The organism is Olivibacter sp. SA151 (genome assembly GCF_054130995.1).
The window spans coordinates 5,242,016-5,260,682 of sequence record NZ_CP096391.1; the positions used below are offsets into that span (position 1 = coordinate 5,242,016).

At 40.0% G+C, this 18,667-nt stretch carries 14 protein-coding genes; 6 read left to right on the plus strand and 8 right to left on the minus strand.

Translation table 11 applies throughout. The features are described 5' to 3' along the window. Positions 1-69 precede the first annotated feature (69 nt). The 3 genes from M1D52_RS21400 to M1D52_RS21410 all read right to left on the minus strand — a co-directional run bounded on the left by M1D52_RS21400 (position 70) and on the right by M1D52_RS21410 (position 7,384). Complete coding sequence (locus M1D52_RS21400) at positions 70-2,646, minus strand: glycerophosphoryl diester phosphodiesterase (RefSeq protein WP_437393489.1); 2,577 nt, start codon at positions 2,644-2,646, stop codon at positions 70-72. Positions 2,647-2,676: 30 nt separating this feature from the next. Then, complete coding sequence (locus M1D52_RS21405) at positions 2,677-4,176, minus strand: RagB/SusD family nutrient uptake outer membrane protein (protein ID WP_041388106.1); 1,500 nt, start codon at positions 4,174-4,176, stop codon at positions 2,677-2,679. Between the two features lie 223 nt (positions 4,177-4,399). Beyond that, positions 4,400-7,384 carry a SusC/RagA family TonB-linked outer membrane protein gene (locus M1D52_RS21410; protein WP_437393490.1) on the minus strand — a complete coding sequence of 995 codons (2,985 nt, stop codon included), beginning with the start codon at positions 7,382-7,384 and terminating at the stop codon, positions 4,400-4,402. A gap of 224 nt (positions 7,385-7,608) precedes the next feature. On the opposite strand from M1D52_RS21410, the gene M1D52_RS21415 reads away from it, so the two are divergent. Together M1D52_RS21415 and M1D52_RS21420 are read left to right on the plus strand one after the other, a co-directional pair. Next, positions 7,609-8,631 carry a GntR family transcriptional regulator gene (locus M1D52_RS21415; protein WP_130856173.1) on the plus strand — a complete coding sequence of 341 codons (1,023 nt, stop codon included), beginning with the start codon at positions 7,609-7,611 and terminating at the stop codon, positions 8,629-8,631. Positions 8,632-8,773: 142 nt separating this feature from the next. After that, positions 8,774-8,938: a hypothetical protein gene (locus M1D52_RS21420; RefSeq protein ID WP_437365285.1), complete on the plus strand. Its 165-nt coding sequence runs from the start codon at positions 8,774-8,776 to the stop codon at positions 8,936-8,938. Between the two features lie 87 nt (positions 8,939-9,025). On the opposite strand, the gene M1D52_RS21425 is transcribed toward M1D52_RS21420, so the two are convergent. Further along, positions 9,026-10,222: a DUF5009 domain-containing protein gene (locus M1D52_RS21425; protein WP_013665271.1), complete on the minus strand. Its 1,197-nt coding sequence runs from the start codon at positions 10,220-10,222 to the stop codon at positions 9,026-9,028. A gap of 17 nt (positions 10,223-10,239) precedes the next feature. Then, positions 10,240-10,995, minus strand: coding sequence for a hypothetical protein (locus M1D52_RS21430; protein ID WP_437393491.1), 756 nt, complete (start codon positions 10,993-10,995; stop codon positions 10,240-10,242). 150 nt (positions 10,996-11,145) lie between these two features. Between M1D52_RS21430 and M1D52_RS21435 the strand changes: the two genes are divergently transcribed. Beyond that, positions 11,146-11,835 carry an RluA family pseudouridine synthase gene (locus tag M1D52_RS21435; protein WP_437393492.1) on the plus strand — a complete coding sequence of 230 codons (690 nt, stop codon included), beginning with the start codon at positions 11,146-11,148 and terminating at the stop codon, positions 11,833-11,835. Between the two features lie 11 nt (positions 11,836-11,846). On the opposite strand, the gene M1D52_RS21440 is transcribed toward M1D52_RS21435, so the two are convergent. From M1D52_RS21440 to M1D52_RS21450, 3 genes are all read right to left on the minus strand, one after another. Then, the gene (locus tag M1D52_RS21440) at positions 11,847-12,656 is read right to left on the minus strand and encodes an AraC family transcriptional regulator (RefSeq protein ID WP_130856169.1); all 810 of its coding nucleotides are present in this window, start codon (positions 12,654-12,656) and stop codon (positions 11,847-11,849) included. Between the two features lie 171 nt (positions 12,657-12,827). Then, a complete protein-coding gene (locus tag M1D52_RS21445) occupies positions 12,828-13,508 on the minus strand; it encodes a PALP domain-containing protein (RefSeq protein ID WP_437393493.1) in 681 nt (226 codons plus the stop codon). A 514-nt stretch (positions 13,509-14,022) separates the two neighbouring features. Beyond that, positions 14,023-14,427 carry a hypothetical protein gene (locus M1D52_RS21450; RefSeq protein WP_130856167.1) on the minus strand — a complete coding sequence of 135 codons (405 nt, stop codon included), beginning with the start codon at positions 14,425-14,427 and terminating at the stop codon, positions 14,023-14,025. A 286-nt stretch (positions 14,428-14,713) separates the two neighbouring features. Between M1D52_RS21450 and M1D52_RS21455 the strand changes: the two genes are divergently transcribed. The 3 genes from M1D52_RS21455 (at position 14,714) to M1D52_RS21465 (ending at position 18,472) form a co-directional block, all read left to right on the plus strand. Continuing rightward, complete coding sequence (locus M1D52_RS21455) at positions 14,714-15,799, plus strand: aldose epimerase family protein (RefSeq protein WP_437393494.1); 1,086 nt, start codon at positions 14,714-14,716, stop codon at positions 15,797-15,799. 126 nt (positions 15,800-15,925) lie between these two features. Then, positions 15,926-17,083 carry a PepSY-associated TM helix domain-containing protein gene (locus M1D52_RS21460; protein WP_437393495.1) on the plus strand — a complete coding sequence of 386 codons (1,158 nt, stop codon included), beginning with the start codon at positions 15,926-15,928 and terminating at the stop codon, positions 17,081-17,083. 321 nt (positions 17,084-17,404) lie between these two features. Next, entirely contained in the window at positions 17,405-18,472 is a 1,068-nt protein-coding gene (locus tag M1D52_RS21465) for a glycosyl hydrolase (protein ID WP_013665263.1), read from the plus strand. Positions 18,473-18,667 lie beyond the last annotated feature (195 nt).

An 18,667-nucleotide genomic window follows, 5' to 3' on the forward strand; every position in this document is an offset into this window, starting at 1 on the left:
AGTTCGTTTGTATTTATATTTTTGCACTCATAAAACGCATAAGCGCTTTTTTATGCATTGGGAGGTTTGTCAATCAAGTTTTACTACTCTTAAACCATAGGCTGGAATGTGCATAGCTATCTTATTTTCTATCTGCGCCCTCTTGCGCAAAACCACCCCTGTTTGATCTAACAAAACCAGCTTTCCGGTTGGCTTCCCTAGCTTATGCTCATATAGGCCGTCGGTAGTCAACTCTATCTGTTGATCTTCTGTGCTGTTATTCATCAACACAACATAATAGGTATCGTTCGCGATACCTTTGGCGCAGAAATAGTCGATTTTCTCATTCGTTAACCGGATCGTTTTTTTTGGAAGATGTAGTTCCACCTCTTCATTAAACAAGCTGCCTGTTGCAAAGCCATAAGGCTGATGAGGGCCAACTTTAGGGGTTAGAAATCCTCTTGGAAAAGCAATCAGCTGATTCGTTCTTAAGGAAGCCTCCGAAAGGAGGTAATCCATGATCCATCCGATCTGCCACCAGGCATGATGCGGAAACGGTCCGGGTCCTGCATTCATCGTACTCCAATAGTAAGAAGCAACGTGACTAGCCGGATCAACAAATGCATCTCTTCCCCATGCCGCAGCACGTGCCATATCAATAAAAATTGAATCTTTCGTAAGTTCGAACATCCTCACAAACATACCCGCATGACTGGCCAATAAAATTGGACCGGAGACATTAGCAGAACCAAAGATTCCACCATGCTCAAAGCTTAAACCAACTTGACTAATTTGCCAGTCTTTCCACTCGGTTCCCTTAACATGCTTATTTGTCTTCGAGGGAATGGGGTGTGTATAAATAGAAGTTGTATACAAACGGGCCGTTTCGATAGCCGCATTTAGATAAGCTTCTTTTTTAGTGATGTCATACAAGTCAAGAAATGCCTGCGCTGTCTGGCCTGTTGCAAAATCCGGTGCAAAACGCACATCCCCGCAAACCCCCAAAAACGAACCTTTATTTACCGCTTCCTCCATCAACCAATCAGCGCCTTTTTTAGCACCTTCCAAGTATTTTTTGTCGCCCAGCAAACGATATGCAACCACTAATCCATAAAAAGTCGGTCGTCGGTCCGTCAATTCCTTAAACACCGGATGCGTTGTCTTACGATCATAAGCAACTTCCCATCGTCCATCCGCCTTTTGCCAATCCAACAACTTATCTCCGCCCGCCTGCAAGCGTTTTAACAGTTCCACGTCTTGCGGCTGATATAACAGTATATTTCCGAGATCAATCATTGTATAATAAGTCAGAGCGATGGGTTCCACGTAGTCGCCCCATTCTTCGGTAAAACGCTTGCCTTTCCACAAGTAATACTGGCCAATTGCAGCGCCCTGAAAAAAGCCGGTATCCTGCTGTTGCTGAACCAATTTAAAGTTGCGCGCATAAGGAAGTCGTTCTTTTTGAAGTACCGTATCACCGCTTAACTTGGCCGTCATCCACATCGCACCGTAGTCTGAATTCTTAACTGCGTCGCGGTCGGATCCGGCGATGGGCCCTAAGTATGCTTGTGCGCCTATTTTTAATCCCTGGTAATCATAGGTGTTCCAAAGAGAAGTCGATTCATTCTTCAGATAGTCAACCATAGCACCAATGCGATGGGTGAGTGATTCATTCGTGTTTTTTAATGCTAGAAAATCTTTGAACCGATAAATATCATACACTGCGTGCTTATAAAGCGCAAACCAGTTATCCGTATTTAATGCATATCTAAATCGAAAAACGCGCTGCTCGCCCGCATGCATGTAGGAGCTATCTTCACCTAAAACGGGATGATATAAGGTAGGCGAAAGCTGCCCCGTACGGTTCATTAAAGACAAGCCCAAGCGCCATTTACGTTGCGTGATGGTATCCGACTCCCAAGGATCCCTTCCTGTTCCCGGCGCCGGTATTACTGCCAAACTTAGACCATTCAGCTGCTGCACGAGCGGAGCTAAGGTGCTAGCGACCCGCTCGCGCACAATAACCGGTTTAGCTGGTATACCCTGTCCGTAACCGTATGCCAGCATTAAATTTGGTTCCAATTTTTTTCCTTGGAAGTAACCCGGAAGGATCGCCCATTTTAAATGCTGCTCTTCTATCGGATACAGTGTTGGGCTCGCTATGGCATAATATCCAGCCTTTTTCGCCATAAGGCGTATCTCCACCAAAATGTCTTTCGCCGAACTGTCTAACTGCCATAGTGACTCCAAGGAAAGTACATCCGTATCCTGCTTAAAGCGCAGTTTCCCACCAACCCGATCAACTTTTTCAGGAAAAAACGAAATCGGATTACCCGCCGTATTTAAGGGAACTGGCTGAAGCGCCTCTTTCCACATCTTCAAATTATGCGGATAAGCTTTAAATAAATTAATTTGATAAGCCTGCCCATTAGGACTGCTTGTATCTGGTACATCTTTGCTGTACAATATCGTGTATTCGCCCAGCGTATTAACTACCGAATCGGCGTGCTGCCCATCTTTTAAAATAAGTTGATTCAACCGATAGCCCTGCGCTGTCTTCGTCCACTGCAACTTAAGATACTCATTTTCCAAATCTACATTAGATTGAGCAAAGCCGGTTAAACTTAGAAGAACCAAGCTGATACAAATAAATAGGCGATCATTCATAGGGATTTCTTTTTCTCAATTTGTCATCACTTAATTCCATTCAGGGTTTTGCACCAACTTATCATTAGCATTTATTTCATCCTGCGGAATGGGAAAATACCGATATTTCGCTTGCACGTTCCGTTGCGGATACACATCGTTTGTTGCTGTCGGGATAACCGTCATAAATTTACCGGTTCTTGTCAAATCATACCAGCGATCGCCTTCCGCAAAGAACTCCCATGCTCGCTCTTGTATTACCGCATCAATAAAACCTTCATTTCCTAAGCCAGGCGCTATCTCTTGCAGGCCAGCGCGCGTACGAACAGCATTTAAGTAAGAGTAAGCCAGCGCTGTTGGCCCATTTAATTTTGCTTCTGCCTCCGCTGCAATTAAATACACATCGGCCAAGCGCAAAATGGGAATATTCCGAATCGTTCCGGTTGTAGACACCGGATCCTGGTATTTTTTAATTAAAACTGCTTGCGGCGTAAAAGGCGAAATATTCCTTTGCGGAACCCATTTTCCATCCCTATTCAAGTAAGTAGTATCCAACAACCGCCTTCTTTGATCGCTCGGGTCAAAAGAATTGAAAAATGACATATACGCAAACATAGAACCGAAAGATGTACGGGCATATTCTACTCCCGCACTACCCGATGGACCGCAAAGTCCAACCAATTGGTGGCCATTTCCCGGCGAAATAGGATCGCATTCATAAGACCAGATCATTTCCTTTCGCGCATCTTCCTCCTTTGTATACGCGTATAAATCTACCACATTCGGTATGAGCGAATAAGTTCCCGAACTGATTACCAATTGTGCTTTTTCCAGTGCAGTCGACCAGTCTTCGTTATACAATGCCACTTTCGCATAAAGCGCATAAACAGCTTCCCGCGAGGGCCTTCCGGGCACTATCGACGGGTAGGAAGGTAAACCTGCGGCATACGCATTGTCCAAATCGCTGTATATCTGACTGTACACATCCGACACTGCGCTTTTAGGTGTATAAGCATCTGCCTCCGTTACACTAGGGTTAATCTTTATGGGAACTTCACCGAAGTTCTTTGTAAGCATCCAATGGTAAAATGCTCGCAAAAAATATGCTTCACCTAAAATTTGCTTTTTCCTATTTTCATCCATGGTAATTTCCGGCACCTTTGTAAGTACCCAGTTGGCCTGTTCAATACCACTGTAGCAGGAGGTCCAGATTTGCTGTGGCGATTCATTTAATCTGCCCTGACTTCGCTGAATCGTGTACGTTGGATCTAGCGTAAAAAGAGTCAGTGAATTTCGACCCACTACCGCACGCGGAAAAATCTGATCACTGCTCAGATCGGGCACTAAGGTTGCGGCCGGCCCCGAATACAAACCTCCCATGGCGCCGTAGGCTGCGAGAAGACCTTTCTCAGCATCCGAAGCTGTTTTGTAAAAAGTTTCAGTAATAATAGAAGAATAGACATCTTCCTCCATGCTGCAGGAAGTATAGGTAGAAGTTATTATCAATACCGACAATAATTTCCAAAGTTTTTTATATTGAAAAGTTTTCATCTGTTTACATTTTTGTTTATTCATTATTGCATGTTTCTAAAGGCATTATTCATAAGTATTTATTTTCAATGGTATTCATGAGCTCGTTTACTCATTAAATTGGTATTCTAAGGTATTCGTGAGCTCACTTCGTTCGGTTCACTCGGTTCATGCTGCCTCCGACGGTTTAATGGTTAGATGGAGCCTTCGTGTCGGGTTCATCTGTTTACTTTTTAGAGAGCACTTAAAAATTCACCTGAATACCCGCTATGAATGATCTGGCTTGCGGATAAACCAAATTATCAACCCCAATCTCCTTGTTTGAACCTGCAAAAGTGTTTACCTCCGGATCATAACCCGAATAATCAGTAATTGTAAAAAGATTATTGCCACTTACGTATATTCTCAGATCACTCAATACACCTTTTAGTCCTGACAATCTATATCCCAAAGTCACATTACGTAAGCGTAGGTAAGAGCCATCTTCCATGGAGTAATCGCTTATCGGTAATCTTCCCCCTACGAAAGGACTGACATATTGATTGCTGTGATTCTCCGGTGTCCAACGATTCACCACTCCTTTAAACAGGTTCCGCTGCCCGATGGGGTTTTCAAATGACAGTCTACTGATGTTATAAATATCATTGCCCTGTGTTCCCGATAAGAATACGCTCAAATCGAAGTTTTTATAGCTTAAATTGGTAGAGAAGCCATAAATAAATTTAGGATTAGGGTTTCCTGTAATGATTTGGTCATTCGAATTAATAATTCCATCATTGTTGATGTCCTTTACTTTATGCCCACCTACTCGGCCATCGTAGCCCGGAACAATCTCCTCTGCACTTTGGTTGATTCCATCAAAGACGTAGGTTTTAAAAACACCAAGCGGCTCACCCACTTTGAGCAGTGTATAATTTGTAATGAACCGCTCCTGTGTCACGCCGCCATCTAAATCCAGCACTTTATTTCTGTTTATCGTCACATTAGCCGCTACCGACCACTTGAAATCGCCCTCAAAAATTGTCGCATTCGCCGCCAGTTCTACTCCTTTATTCTCCAAGGATGCATAATTCCCCGTCATGGTAGGATATCCGGAAGATAAAGGAAGGGCCAGCACATATAGTAAATCGTCTGTACGTTTATGATAATAATCTCCTACAAACGATAGCCGATTGTTAAATAAGCTAAGATCCAGCCCAATATCCAATTGCTTCGATTTTTCCCAGCGTAAATTTGGGTTCGCAATACCCATCGGCCCGATCGCGGTAAGCCATGTATGATTCATATTATAGCCACCATTAGAAGCTACCGTTGCGAGCGACTGATAGGGTATAATACCCGCAGCATTTCCACTGATACCATAACTAGCGCGGAGTTTTAAATCAGATATCCCATTTATATCCTTTAGAAAAGGTTCTTCAATTACTCGCCAGGCGCCGGATATAGCGGGAAAAAAGCCGTATTTATTATTAGCTCCAAATTTGCTTGATCCATCCACACGTGCTGTAACATCCAAAAAGTATTTGTCTCTAAATCCGTAGTTAACCCGCCCCATATAAGAATCCAATCTTTGCGACGTTCTTTCGCTCAATACCGTCCGGTTTAAAGCAAGCTGTAAAGCTTCATTTGCCGTCGCATCATTTGGAAAGCCCGTTGCGCTGATCCTGTTCATTTTATATTTTTCTGTTTGCGTAGCAAACAAACCCGTAAATTTCAAGGAATGATCTTCACCAATTTTAGTTGTATAGGTTAATAAACTCTCATGTAGCAAGTTAAGATAGTCGCGATTTTCCTTCGACCCCGAACCCGAATTCTCATTAATATCAGCAGCATTTAAAATAGACAAGGGAGAGTAGTTATCATATAAACGGTTCTCAATATCCGAATTAAAGGAGGCTCTGTAAACCAAACCCGGCAAAATCGTATATTCGCCAAATAAATTGATCAAGGTCCTTTTAATATTATTTCGCTGTAAGATTTCGGTGAAATTGAGCGGGTTTACTACCTCCCTATACCTGCCATTTCCTTGCTCGCCAAATGGAAATACTGAACCGTCGGGTTTATACGCCTGCAATACTGGCGGAGCACCAACAGCTGCTCCCAAAACACTTCCGGTTACCACCCCGCCACCATCTAATGTTTCGGCACCCGCATTAACACCATTATTCGTAGAATAACTACCTAAAATACTCGTTCCTATTTTCAGGCGATCACTAATTTTATGATCCACATTTAAGCGATACGAATAACGTGTGAAATCAGAATTCACAATAATTCCATCCTGCTTAAAATAATTTAAGGATAGCGATAACTGTGTTTTTTCGTTACCTCCATTTATAGCTAACTGTTGGTTATTAATAGGAGCACTTTGAAAAATTAGATCCTGCCAATCTACGCCCTCACCCAAAGATGCAGGATCTGGATAATAATTATCTTTAAACACCTCATTCTCTAATGTAGCAAATTCAGTCGCATTTAATAGATCAAGTTTTTTACCTACCTTCTGTATCCCATAGTAACTCTCCAGCGCAATGCGGGTAGCACCTTCTTTGCCTCTTTTTGTAGTAATCAGTACTACGCCATTCGCCGCCCGCGCACCATATATAGCAGAAGCCGAAGCATCCTTCAGTACCTCGACTGATTCAATATCATTCGGGTTAATCGTAGAAAGCGGACTGACATCATTAATACCCCCACTGTTTGAAATCTGTATTCCGTCTACAATATAAAGCGGTTCCGAATTACCATTGATGGAGTTCGTTCCCCGTATCCGTACACTCACATTTCCTCCCGGCGAGCCTGAATTTTGATTAATCTGAACACCTGAAACCCGCGATTGAAGTCCTTGCGCCACATTCACAACCGGCATCTGGGTCAGCTCATCAGCTTTTACGGAAGCAATAGAACCCGTCGTCTCGATTTTTCGTTGGGTACCATATCCCACTACCACAACCTCATTCAATAATTCCTTTTTTTCTTTCAACAGTACATTAAGTAGTGTTCGATTTTCTTGAAACGTTTGGGTTTGCGTTTCGTAGCCGACCAACGAAAAGGTTAGAGTTCGGTCAGAGGGTTCTAATTCAAGTATGTACTTTCCCTTTGCGTCCGTTTTTGTTCGCTGTTGTTTCCCAGCCACCGATATAGTAACGCTAGGTAAGGGTTGTCCAGTTATTTCATCCGCAACTACACCTGAAATTGTTCGTTTTTGTTGCGCCGACACGGTTCCCATTCCGATTAGAGCGCAGAGAAAGATTAAAAAAAGCCTACACATGGTTTCATTAATTTAGTTTTAATTGGTATGGTCTGGTCTGGTAAGAAAACCACATAGCAATATTAGGAAATCAATTTCAAATTCCAAACATTTTTTTTAATTTCGCTTGCCAAAGTGTTTTTATAAACCAATTATCTTCAAGAAACCTGGTTTGCTTTGGTAGGAATAACACCTTAACGTATATGGAAACTAAAAACCTGCAAGAGAACAGAGATTCTTCAGCGCAACGAATGAAATACCTACAGCTCGTTGACCATATATTGCAATTAATTGAAAGGAGTGAACTACAGTTAAACGAGCGCTTACCCTCACTTAAGCAATTTGAGCATCAGTTTGGTATCAGTAAGGAAACGGTTCTAAAAGGTTTGAACTATCTGCTCGAAAAAGGAATTATTGAGTCGGTTTACAGAAAGGGGTACTATGTGCGGAAAAAATCAGTTGATCACAGTTTTCGCGTTTTTCTCCTGCTTGATAAAATGAATCTTATGCGAGACAAATTTTATCATACGCTGTTTGAAGCCATTAAAGATAAAGCAGATATTGACGTTTATTTTCATCATCATAATTCCAAGGTTTTCGAAAAACTTATTACCGAAAACATTCACAGTTATACGCATTTTGTAATCGCGGCTTACCTTAAAGAGGATGTTTCTACCATATTAAATAGCATACCTGCTCCTAAAAGGATCTTGATAGATTTCGACCAAGCTCATCTTCAGGGAAATTATTCTTCCATTTATCAGGACTTCAAGTCTGATATTTACGATGCACTATCGGAAGTTGAAGCGCAGCTTGCAAAATATAAGCAGTTGATATTAATTGTGCCACCTGAAGCGTTTCATGCTCGTTTGGTCATCGAAGGTTTCTTGCAATTCTGCCAGGAGCATCAATATCCTTATATTATTCAACACGAGATTTCGTCTGCCAACTTTTATAGAGGCAATGTATACATAACCTTTAGCAGGTATGACACAGATGATGTAGCACTCATCAAACTTGCTCGCAGAAAAAAATATCGTCTAGGCGAGGATATTGGTTTAATTTCCTATAACGACACGGACGTCAAAGAAATCCTGGAAGGCGGCATTACTGTAATTTCATCTGATTTTGAGGCGATGGCAAAAAAAGTAGCAGAAACTATTGAAGGAAAAAAAATTATTAGACATCGTAATCCAACAAAGCTTATCTTAAGAAACTCTCTTTAATATAGGCCTATTTCGTGCGACGTAGTTCAAGAATAATTTTCCTCCATCGTATAACACCTCGCTTTTTTGAGAAATAATGCCCCAAAAGTGTTGATTGACAAACCGTTTCAAAAACCTACATTTGCTTACCTAGCGAAATGTGATGCTAACACTATTTTATATTTATATGCGATACCGAGGGGAGGTCACCATCGTGCTCCGGGAAGTAAGGGCGGAAGAAGTGAATAATTTAGTCAACGCGCTTAACTTATTAAGCGACAATGGAGAGGTTTTTTACAAAAAGGCGGTACCAGCAAGTATCAACTAGCTGTACCACAACGAATAACGCTAACCATCATGATAGAGCGAATTGCTTCGGCAATTCGCTTCAATTTATATTCGTTTACTTTTAATATTATAATTTTAAGCGTATATGCATACGTGTTAAGAGCCAGGCAAATCCAAGCATAAGAAAAGCCCATATCATCGAACCTCCTATCGCCAATAATTGACTGGATGTTTGCTTATAAAAAAAAGAGATCCCCCAACCCCAACAGACGAAATAAATGACATCCGGAGCCAAATAGGTTGTTAAGGAGTTTCTTCCTGCAAAACGAAATAAATTACCCCAGCGCGTACTATATCTTTTTATATCAACCAAAAAATATAAAAAAACATATATTAAAAGACTTATACCATTACAGACGAATGCCCAGCTTGGTGTCCCGCCAATCTTAGATAGAATAAACCAGTTTCGAAGAAAGAATCCCAGCAGTAAACTGAACGTTCCCATTAAGCTAATTAGGAATACGATCTTCTCCTTTGCAAGCTTCTCACTTTTGATTAGAATACCAACGATTACCCCTATTAGAACAATAGAGGGAATATTGCCGTCAAGTACTACCCCAAATACTGAATTGATCATTTCGGGCCAAACCAGTATACCCGAGCTAGACAGTACATTCAATATAACAAAAAAAATCCATAAACAAAGAAGTGCTACTATTTGTCCATTCAATAGTAGGCTAGCTAAAGCCGCAACAAAATATCCCCAACCTATTAATCCTAAAATACCCCACCAACTTGTTTCTAACCACAACACATTTCCAGGCTCACCCGCCCTAAAAATAAAAGCGAGTATCAGCATGATTACCAGTCCCAATCCTTTTAATGCAAAAAAAATTCGCTGCTCCTGCCGGTCAGGATAGTTATTCCAAATTAAAAAAACACTCACATAAAGCAAAATTGCCCAAGCATACCTGCTCATTCCGGTAAGCGATTCGTTTAAACGTTCTATATTAACGATATAAACACCAATAATAAGTAAGCTCAGGGTACGCACCGCGATATGTCCGATTATTTGCCTCTTCGATTCTCCCTTATTCAGTCTAGAACGGATCGCATATGGCACTGACACTCCCACTATAAATAAAAAGCCGGGAAACACCCAATCCGCCAGTCCCATTCCATCAACATCCACCTTTGTATGGAGTAACCAAGCAGGGACTCCCGGTTCGAACAAATCGTTCACAAACAACATCAGCAGCAACGTAAGACCACGCATGATATCAACTGACAAGATTCTTTCGGAAGCAACTTTCTTTACGTTCATATTGCTATGTATTAGCTTTAACGGAATTGTTGATTTTTTGATGGTCTATAATTTTTCTTCTTTTTATTATTCCATTCCTTAGGCTGCCATTGATAGGTATTAAATCGATATGCAAAATTATAAAACAACCCAACTTGGATGTTCAATGAGGTTGCCAGATGTGCCCAGACACGGTTGTATCTATTCTGTTCTTCTCTTTCAACCCGATCAATAACGCTTGGGTCATACTGTTCTTTATAAACCATTTCAACCTTGGTTTTGGCGGTGGGAATAAAAAATCCACCATTCAGATTGAGAAAAAGACGTTCAGTAAGCGCTAGCCGGCCAATCCCCATACCTAAATAAGGCCTTACTTTACCCAAATCAACTTCGTAATACTTTTCCCTCGGTTCACCAATCACCCTGGATTCCCTAAATGTACTCATCTGATGTTTCAAAAAGTAATAGAAACCAAAAGCAACAAACCACTTCCGAGCAAACCAACTATTCCCTCCAAAAAGCGGTTGCCAATCCATATTCACGCCCGTTAATGTCCGCTGTGGTTGATATATTAAGCCATGATAGTGTTTGCGCACTTCAGGTAAGTAATTTGCTTGCCACCTTATACTCAAATTATTATAAATCGGATAATTAAATTCGACACCAATACCGGCTGAACCTAATTGAACGCCAAGAGAAGTAGCAAAGGCCGTATGTGATGGGTACTGGCTTTGGGCAATGACACCAGTAGGCAAAAAATGGAGTAAAAGTAGGTATATTATGGTTCGTAGCATGGCTTTTTTAATGACCCAATGAATATAGCAATAACTAGGTTATCAAGCAATTACAAGTTAATTTTTTTCGTCTATGTTAGATTTTCCTTTCTTATATAGCCGAAATGATCTTTTTATTATCTTTGCATTGATATCGTGCGAATGCTGTTTATGCCTAAAATAGATCAACATATTCTTTACGAAGATGAGCACCTAGTTGCTATCAATAAACCATCCGGCTATTTGGTAGAGGCCTCTGCCAAAGAAAAAAGAGCATTGGAGGAAATGCTGAGTGCTTATTTAAGTGAGAAGCATCATAAGGACATACAAACGCGCGCGGTCCATCGGCTTGACCGCAGGGTAAGTGGATTATTACTTTTTGCTAAGACAACTGTGGCTCTCGAAGGCATGATAGCCCTCTTTAAAGCCAGACTGGTTGAAAAGACTTATTGGGCTATTGTCGCGAATCCTCCCCTTGTCCCATCTGACAAACTAGTTCATTGGCTGACGCGCGACAAAGAGCAGAACATCAGCTATACCCATAACGAACCCCAACCCCATAGTGTCAAAGCAGAATTGGCTTATCGCCTCTTAGAAAAAGCAGACGATTTCTTTTTAATTGAGGTATATCCCTTTACCGGTCGCACACATCAGATCAGAGCGCAGTTAGCAGCCATCGGTTGTCCCATAGTTGGCGACTATAAATATGGCTTTCCACGCGAGAAGCCCAGAAGAGCTATCGCACTACATGCCAAGCAATTGCGTTTTCCACATCCTATCGACCATCGATCGGTTTACTTGGAAGCGCCGATTCCCGACGCACAATTATGGGATAGCTTTAAGCAAATTCCTTCTCTCTAGGCTAGGCGAACTTAATCAGAGCGTCTTTCTTGCGTACGATAGGTACTCGGCGAGACACCACAAAGTCTTTTAAATACCTTATTAAAATAAGAAGGATCTTTAAATCCCAGTTCAAAGTTGATCTCTTTTATGGAACGACGTGTAGTAGTAAGAAGCCGTTTTGCCTCCAGTAAGGTTCTTGCCAGCACAATATCATGTACAGAAGAACCCAACACCTGTCTGGCAATCTTATTTAAACGCCAAAGCGGCACATTCAGTTCTTTTGCATAGAAACTCGAATCCTTACGCTCTTTGTAATACAGCTCGACATTTCTTTTCAAATGCTTTATTAACGTCCATTCTTCTTTTAATAATCGGCTATCTCTACTTCTCATCTGAATGGCCTGTGGATAAACCCAAATTAAATTGATTAATTTTGCAATTAGAAAACCCAAAGATTCCTGCTTCCAATTTCGCTCCAATATTTCCCAAAGCGATTTAAAATCCAATAACTGTATATCATCCGGATCAAAAAAAACTTGAGGTATGAACAACCACTCCAATAAGATGTTCTTTCCTCTATTTTCTGTTGAATTAATCAGAAATTCTTCCGTAAAATGTAAAATATACCCTGTCTGCGGCAATTTAACAAACGATACTTTTTGGCCGGGCATCATATAAAATACTCGATTAGTTATAAGCTCATACTCCTCACAATCGATCTTTAAAACACCTTTACCCCCTGTTATCCAAAGAATTATATAGCATTCAGCATCAAGTATTAAAGCTTCTTTGATTCGATTGTGTCCCTGAATACGCGTTAGCTTTGGATTTAATGGCATAGATTGAAATTGTATTTAAATTTTTGTTAAAATAAAGGAAAAAACAATCATCATGCTAAAGAGTTTTAGAAATGGAGAATGGCTTACATAAAGGACATCCGTGCTTGTCTGCCAAAAACGGCAATGTACTAACGACAGGGATCTGTAATGAATATATGGGAAGTAAACGTTTTACATAAGCATCTCATTAACGACCCGATATTCTAAAAATGTAATCCTATCACTATAGTAACTAACATCACTTTCTGCCTGATATACAAGTTCTTTCGATTGATCCTCGTTCCAAATACCATGCAGGAGTGTAAGTGCTGTAAGTTCATTTATTGACATCATCTTCAGGCAGATGGCGGCCAGCAAGTTAACCCCGGACCGGGCATCTATCTGTAATCCAAATTGAATGGCTAGTTTTTGAGCAAGGATGATACCATCCCCATGGGCTAACTGTATCAAGCCTTCTTTCTCATCAGCTTGTGTGATATCCGAACGGGGCTTAGGCATAAAAAGCTCCCATTTTTTTTGCTTCAAGAGACCGTGTTCACTCGCTCTCAGTTTGTAAATCTCGGTTGAAGGACTGAAGGTCCGTAAATACGCTTCGATATCATCCAAGTATACGTTATGGTCATTATCAACGAAGAAATCGGAGATTCCTGTTTTGTTATAGGATCCTAATTTCAATTTCATATCGCCTTTCGTAAAACAGCCTTTTCGCGGAAGACGGATATATTCTCCGTAAACAATTCCGGTCACACCACAACTTTGATAATGAATTTCCAATAGCGAGTTATCGGTTGAGGCGTCAGGATGTGCATAAAAAGCGTTACTTTCATCAATAAGAAAATGTTTATCAGTCATTTTAATTGTATTTCGGACTTGTATAAATCATTTAATCGGACAATTCAATAGGTTAGAGCTGCTGTCTCCCGGAAAAATTTGTACACAAAAAGCTTCTAAAAGTACGTAAACAGCAAATGTACTATATGGATGCTTTGCAAACGGGTGTTTTTATCATAAAAAAGGGTACTTTTTTCACGCTATTGCACACTAGCCGTTGCTCACTATAGTAAAACAGGGAATAAAGAAATTGCTTATCACAATATCATGATTGTGATTAATAGAAATATCAGACGTAATTTACATCACTAAGTGCTAATTAATAGCTGCGTTTCGTAAACAATTTCATCTCCAGAGATAGTATCAGGCTGTTGATCATTGCTTACACAAATAATATCGTGTTCTTGTTATCCGCTGTAAAACGGAATGTGCGATCAGAGTTCGAATTACACTTCAGAAAATCTTTGACAATTCTGAATGGTTAGGTCAAATAGAATAATATGTTTAATCCAAAACTTAAACATCGCATAGCCGATTAGCTCTCATCGTCTTTTGGCATTTCCGAGATTTCATCAAGGCAAACGATGTCTCCTGGCTGGTTAATCAAATAGTTTATATCATAATAATGCAATTTGCCTAATCTATTAGCCACATCATAGCTATAAATTGCCTTAATATGCATCATGACATCACCCTCTTCATGCGGACTATAAACATACGTCATAGGTTGTGAAGGAAATGCTGCAAACTCCTTATCATCAAAAAAAATAGCTGCATGGAACATTGCACCATGAATAGGTCCTTTTTCTAAAGAATGGCAGAAGTGGCCGATATCGATTTTTGTCACTAAATGATTTACTGAAAACAATTGAATCAGGTAAACCTTTGAAGCATTTGTTTCAATTCGTTTTTTAACAAAAGTTATTTCCTTTGTATCCATACAGCGACATTTGAAAGCACCCTTTTTAATTAAAGATAACACAACTTAGCAGTAATCTTTGTCTTCGGTAACATTTTTTCTGCAATTTTGTTAAAATTTATTTTAGCAAGCAAAAACGTCAAACACCTCGAGATCTTAAAAAGTCTCATATCCTCGCGTTAACAGAGAAATTCTAATAATAGCATGGTTTTTTGTATATTTGATAGTTAATAAGCCTCGTTTCATGCTAAATCAAAAATACAACTTTTTCCTGTGCATTTTCATAATAACGGTTGCTACGTCATGTATGCAAAAAATTCTTAATTCAAAAGCAAAATCGGACTTAAAAAGTGCCAATTTTAAAGCACTTGTTAACGGAGACTCCACTCATCTATACGTTTTAAGGAATACAAAAGGCATGGAAGTAAGTATTACGAACTACGGTGGCCGAATTGTTTCCCTTTTAGCGCCCGACAAAAATGGTAAATTATTGGACGTTGTTCTAGGCTTTGACAATATCCAGGACTACTTTGCTAAACCAAATTCTTTCGGGGCTATCATGGGACGTGTTACTAACCGCATTGCCAACGGCACTTTTTTATTAAACGGAGACACCATTAAAATAGACAAAAATAACGGACAACATGCCATCCATGGTGGGAGTAAGGGGTGGCGTCAACAGGTATTCCGAGGCTCACAACTAAGCGACAGCGTGCTGGTACTTTCCTATCTTTCACCTGATGGAGAATCCGGATTTCCGGGGAATGTTAAAGTAAAGGTGCGATATACGCTCACAAACGAAAACGCCTTAATCATCAATTACGAAGCAGAAACTGATAAAAGTACCGTTATCAATTTAACAAACCACAGCTTTTTTAATTTAAGCGGTAATCCTCAAAAAACAGTGCTTGACGATATTCTCTTTGTAAGAGCTAAACATTTTACCCCGGTAGATTCCAACGCCATTCCTACAGGTGAAATCCGCTCCGTCTCTAATACCCCTTTCGATTTTACCGTTCCAACCAGTATAAGAAGCGCCATAAATAGAGATAGCACTCATAAACAATTGGTGTTTGTATCAGGTTTAGATCACAACTGGGTATTAGATACAGATGGAAATCTAGAGATTCCCGCCGCAAGTGTATATTCTCCCACAAGCGGTATCAAATTGACCGTTTTCACTAACGAGCCCGGATTACAGGTTTATACGGGTAACACGTTAGATAAGACGCAAAAAGGAAAAGATAATATTCCCTTTCAGAAATATGGCGCTATTTGCTTGGAAACGCAACATTTTCCCGACACACCCAATCAACCAACCTGGCCATCCGTTACGCTAAACCCCGGTGAGCAATATAAAAGCACTTGTATTTATCAGTTCAGTATTGAATAGCTACCTTATACCATTGCCTCTCAAAGCCTTTCCTGAAATCACAAAATAATTTGTGAATATCTACGCGATATCGTTACTTTGTTATTTAGATTTAATAAAAATAATGTATTTCAAGAGACTCCGTCCATGAAGAAAGCTAAGAAAATCTTTGCCTGGTTACATTTATGGGTTGGTTTAACAGTAGGTCTCATCTTTAGCATCGCCGCAGCTACCGGAGCTATATTAGTTTTTGAAGATGAACTCGACCCCCTACTCTATCCATCTTTATATTACGCACAGTCAAACAACGATGCTTATCAACTCCCTTTATCCATTGACAGTTTATATAACTTAGCTCTTCAATATGCGAAGGGTGCAGCAATTAACTCTTTGGTAATACGAGAGAAAACGAACCATCAAGAAGCCGTATTCTTTCAAACTCGGGGCGATCGTTTGACACGACACCTTTTCTCGATTAATCCCTACACCGGAAAACTTCAACAAGATATCAAAGGAAAGCAACATCTCTTCACATTTTCAGAAGAGCTGCATAGACAATTGCTAATGGGTAAAACAGGAAAAGTCATTACAGGCATCTGCTGCCTGTCTTATTTAGTCATTTTAATCACAGGATTATTCTTATGGTGGCCTAAAAACAGTAAAATTCTTCGACAACGTTTAAAGATAAAATGGGATGCAAAATTTAAACGCGTAAATTGGGATTTACACGCAGTAGCAGGTTTCTATAGCCTTCCTATTTTGTTTCTAATCGCCTTCACTGGGCTAACATGGAGCTATAAATGGTTTAATAATGGCATTTTTTTTATATTTGACGGGAAAGGACCTCAAAAAGAGCTGATTCACAGCGGAGAGAATAAATCGCAGCAAAAAGGATCACTCGAGCAAATATACAGTCAAACCCAAAGATTGCTTCCTTATTCAGGCGATGTAACCTTATATTTTCCGGAAGACGCGATAAATCTCGTTCGCGTGAGCAAAGAGCAACATCATGCGTCAATAGCTAATGTAGTAGACCAGTTATTTTTTGATCGAAACACAGGAGAACTTGTCAAAAAAGAATTATATGCCACGCGTTCAAAAGGTATGAAGGTACGGCGTTTAATTTTTCCTATTCATACCGGCAGTCTTTACGGTTTACCGACCAAATTACTCGCATTTCTTTCTTGCCTAATTGGCACCAGTCTTCCTATAACAGGATTTATCATTTGGCTAAAAAGAAAGAACAAGAAGAAAAATTCAAAGATCAAGAAGCAGGTTCATAACCACTACGAAATAGTGAATTAAGCTTCGCCAAATATCAGTTCCTCCGCATCTCTTCTTTCAACATACCGCATCTCCCGTTAATTATTCGATTGATCGTTCTCAACCATCAATTTGAGAATTAGAAACCAATATTTCCAAGCAATAAAAGTGCTTTTAAAGGCACATAAAGACCGAAATTTCACATTCTCACATTTATCACATTTATATACATTTTTATACATATTTTTACACTATCCGACCGAAACTTAGAGAATATGTTGCGAGCAACTAATTTTTTCAGCCCGATCCTACCGTTTGAGAGCGCCATATCTCCATGTTTCTTCAATACTTAAAAATTGAAATATGAAGCAGGTTTTACGTAAAATTTTAAGCAGCGCTATAGTGCTAGCAGCCTTAGCGTGCGGCAAAGATCCATTTCCCGGAGGTGGCGAGAGCGATCTAGAACCCGTTCCGCCGCCAGACACATTGGTAACGCCGGGCCCTGATACCTCAACGACAAAAAAATTCTTTTTTGGCGTAAACGGGCATCCACTTAATCAGGAAGCATATGCCACCTTATCGTCCGGGGAGCAGATGTCACTATTGAAATCACTTGGAATGAATATTTATCGAGTAGATTTCACGGTAACAAGTCAAGGGAAAATTATTCCGAAGCAAAGGTTTGAGAAATTGCGCTTAGCCGCCGATTCGGCAGACATAACAATTTTACCGATGCTGCCAGATGCTAAGCTCGATTATAACGGCACGGAGGAAATAGCATATCAACAAGGATATAACAGAGGCTACGGTTTTGCACAGGAAAACGGAAGCCATTTCATTTACTATAATATAGGTAACGAGTTAGACAATGACTGTATACTTCCCAACAAGTCCGGAAAAATTGCAGAACACTATGATCCTAAAAAATTTAAGATAATAGCTGCTCATTTAAAGGGCATGGATGAAGGTATTAAAGCCATAGACAAAGATGCAAAAACCATGATAAATGCTAGCTGGATGCATTATAAATACCTTCAAATGTTAGAGCAGTACGGTATAAATTACGATATTGTGGCCTATCATTGGTATAGCGACATGGAAGCTGCAGCTGCCAGCGCTTATCAGATTAACGATATAACGGAGTTTCTAACTAAGCAGTTCAACAAACCCATATGGCTTACCGAAATCAATATACGGAATAAGTCGGGAGCAGTACCGGATGAAAAACAGCGTGATTTCTTAAATACTGTGATTTCTAAATGTGAAGCCAATGCCAATATACAGGCGGTAATCATTTACGAGCTTTTCAATCAACCTGTTTTCAACAGTAGCGAGTCGTATTATGGCTTATTTGATTGGGAACAACCTTATAAGAAATACAAACCGAAATTATGGGCGGCAGAACAAGAAAGGAAAGTTGTCGGCTTATAAAAACACTGCTTATCTCTGGCGAGATAAGCAGTTTCTACATTGATCAAGTATCCAACCGTAACCTTAGTAGAAGTCTTATTTTCTATAGAATAGATCCGTTTGTTTTAATCCAAATCAAAGCTAACTATAAAACAAGGCATTTATTGCCTTAGCCGTAATATGTGTATCATTTTGTATAAAAATGAGCAAACAACT

Bases quoted from the DNA above. Each gene is read 5' to 3' on its own strand.
- M1D52_RS21405 (WP_041388106.1), bottom strand. From the start codon at position 4,176: ATGAAAACTTTTCAATATAAAAAACTTTGGAAATTATTGTCGGTATTG.
- M1D52_RS21455 (WP_437393494.1), top strand. From the start codon at position 14,714: ATGCAAAAAATTCTTAATTCAAAAGCAAAATCGGACTTAAAAAGTGCC.
- M1D52_RS21435 (WP_437393492.1), top strand. From the start codon at position 11,146: ATGCCTAAAATAGATCAACATATTCTTTACGAAGATGAGCACCTAGTT.
- M1D52_RS21415 (WP_130856173.1), top strand. From the start codon at position 7,609: ATGGAAACTAAAAACCTGCAAGAGAACAGAGATTCTTCAGCGCAACGA.
- M1D52_RS21425 (WP_013665271.1), bottom strand. From the start codon at position 10,222: ATGAACGTAAAGAAAGTTGCTTCCGAAAGAATCTTGTCAGTTGATATC.
- M1D52_RS21440 (WP_130856169.1), bottom strand. From the start codon at position 12,656: ATGCCATTAAATCCAAAGCTAACGCGTATTCAGGGACACAATCGAATC.
- M1D52_RS21410 (WP_437393490.1), bottom strand. From the start codon at position 7,384: ATGGGAACCGTGTCGGCGCAACAAAAACGAACAATTTCAGGTGTAGTT.
- M1D52_RS21430 (WP_437393491.1), bottom strand. From the start codon at position 10,995: ATGCTACGAACCATAATATACCTACTTTTACTCCATTTTTTGCCTACT.
- M1D52_RS21465 (WP_013665263.1), top strand. From the start codon at position 17,405: ATGAAGCAGGTTTTACGTAAAATTTTAAGCAGCGCTATAGTGCTAGCA.
- M1D52_RS21400 (WP_437393489.1), bottom strand. From the start codon at position 2,646: ATGAATGATCGCCTATTTATTTGTATCAGCTTGGTTCTTCTAAGTTTA.
- M1D52_RS21420 (WP_437365285.1), top strand. From the start codon at position 8,774: ATGCTAACACTATTTTATATTTATATGCGATACCGAGGGGAGGTCACC.
- M1D52_RS21450 (WP_130856167.1), bottom strand. From the start codon at position 14,427: ATGGATACAAAGGAAATAACTTTTGTTAAAAAACGAATTGAAACAAAT.
- M1D52_RS21460 (WP_437393495.1), top strand. From the start codon at position 15,926: ATGAAGAAAGCTAAGAAAATCTTTGCCTGGTTACATTTATGGGTTGGT.
- M1D52_RS21445 (WP_437393493.1), bottom strand. From the start codon at position 13,508: ATGACTGATAAACATTTTCTTATTGATGAAAGTAACGCTTTTTATGCA.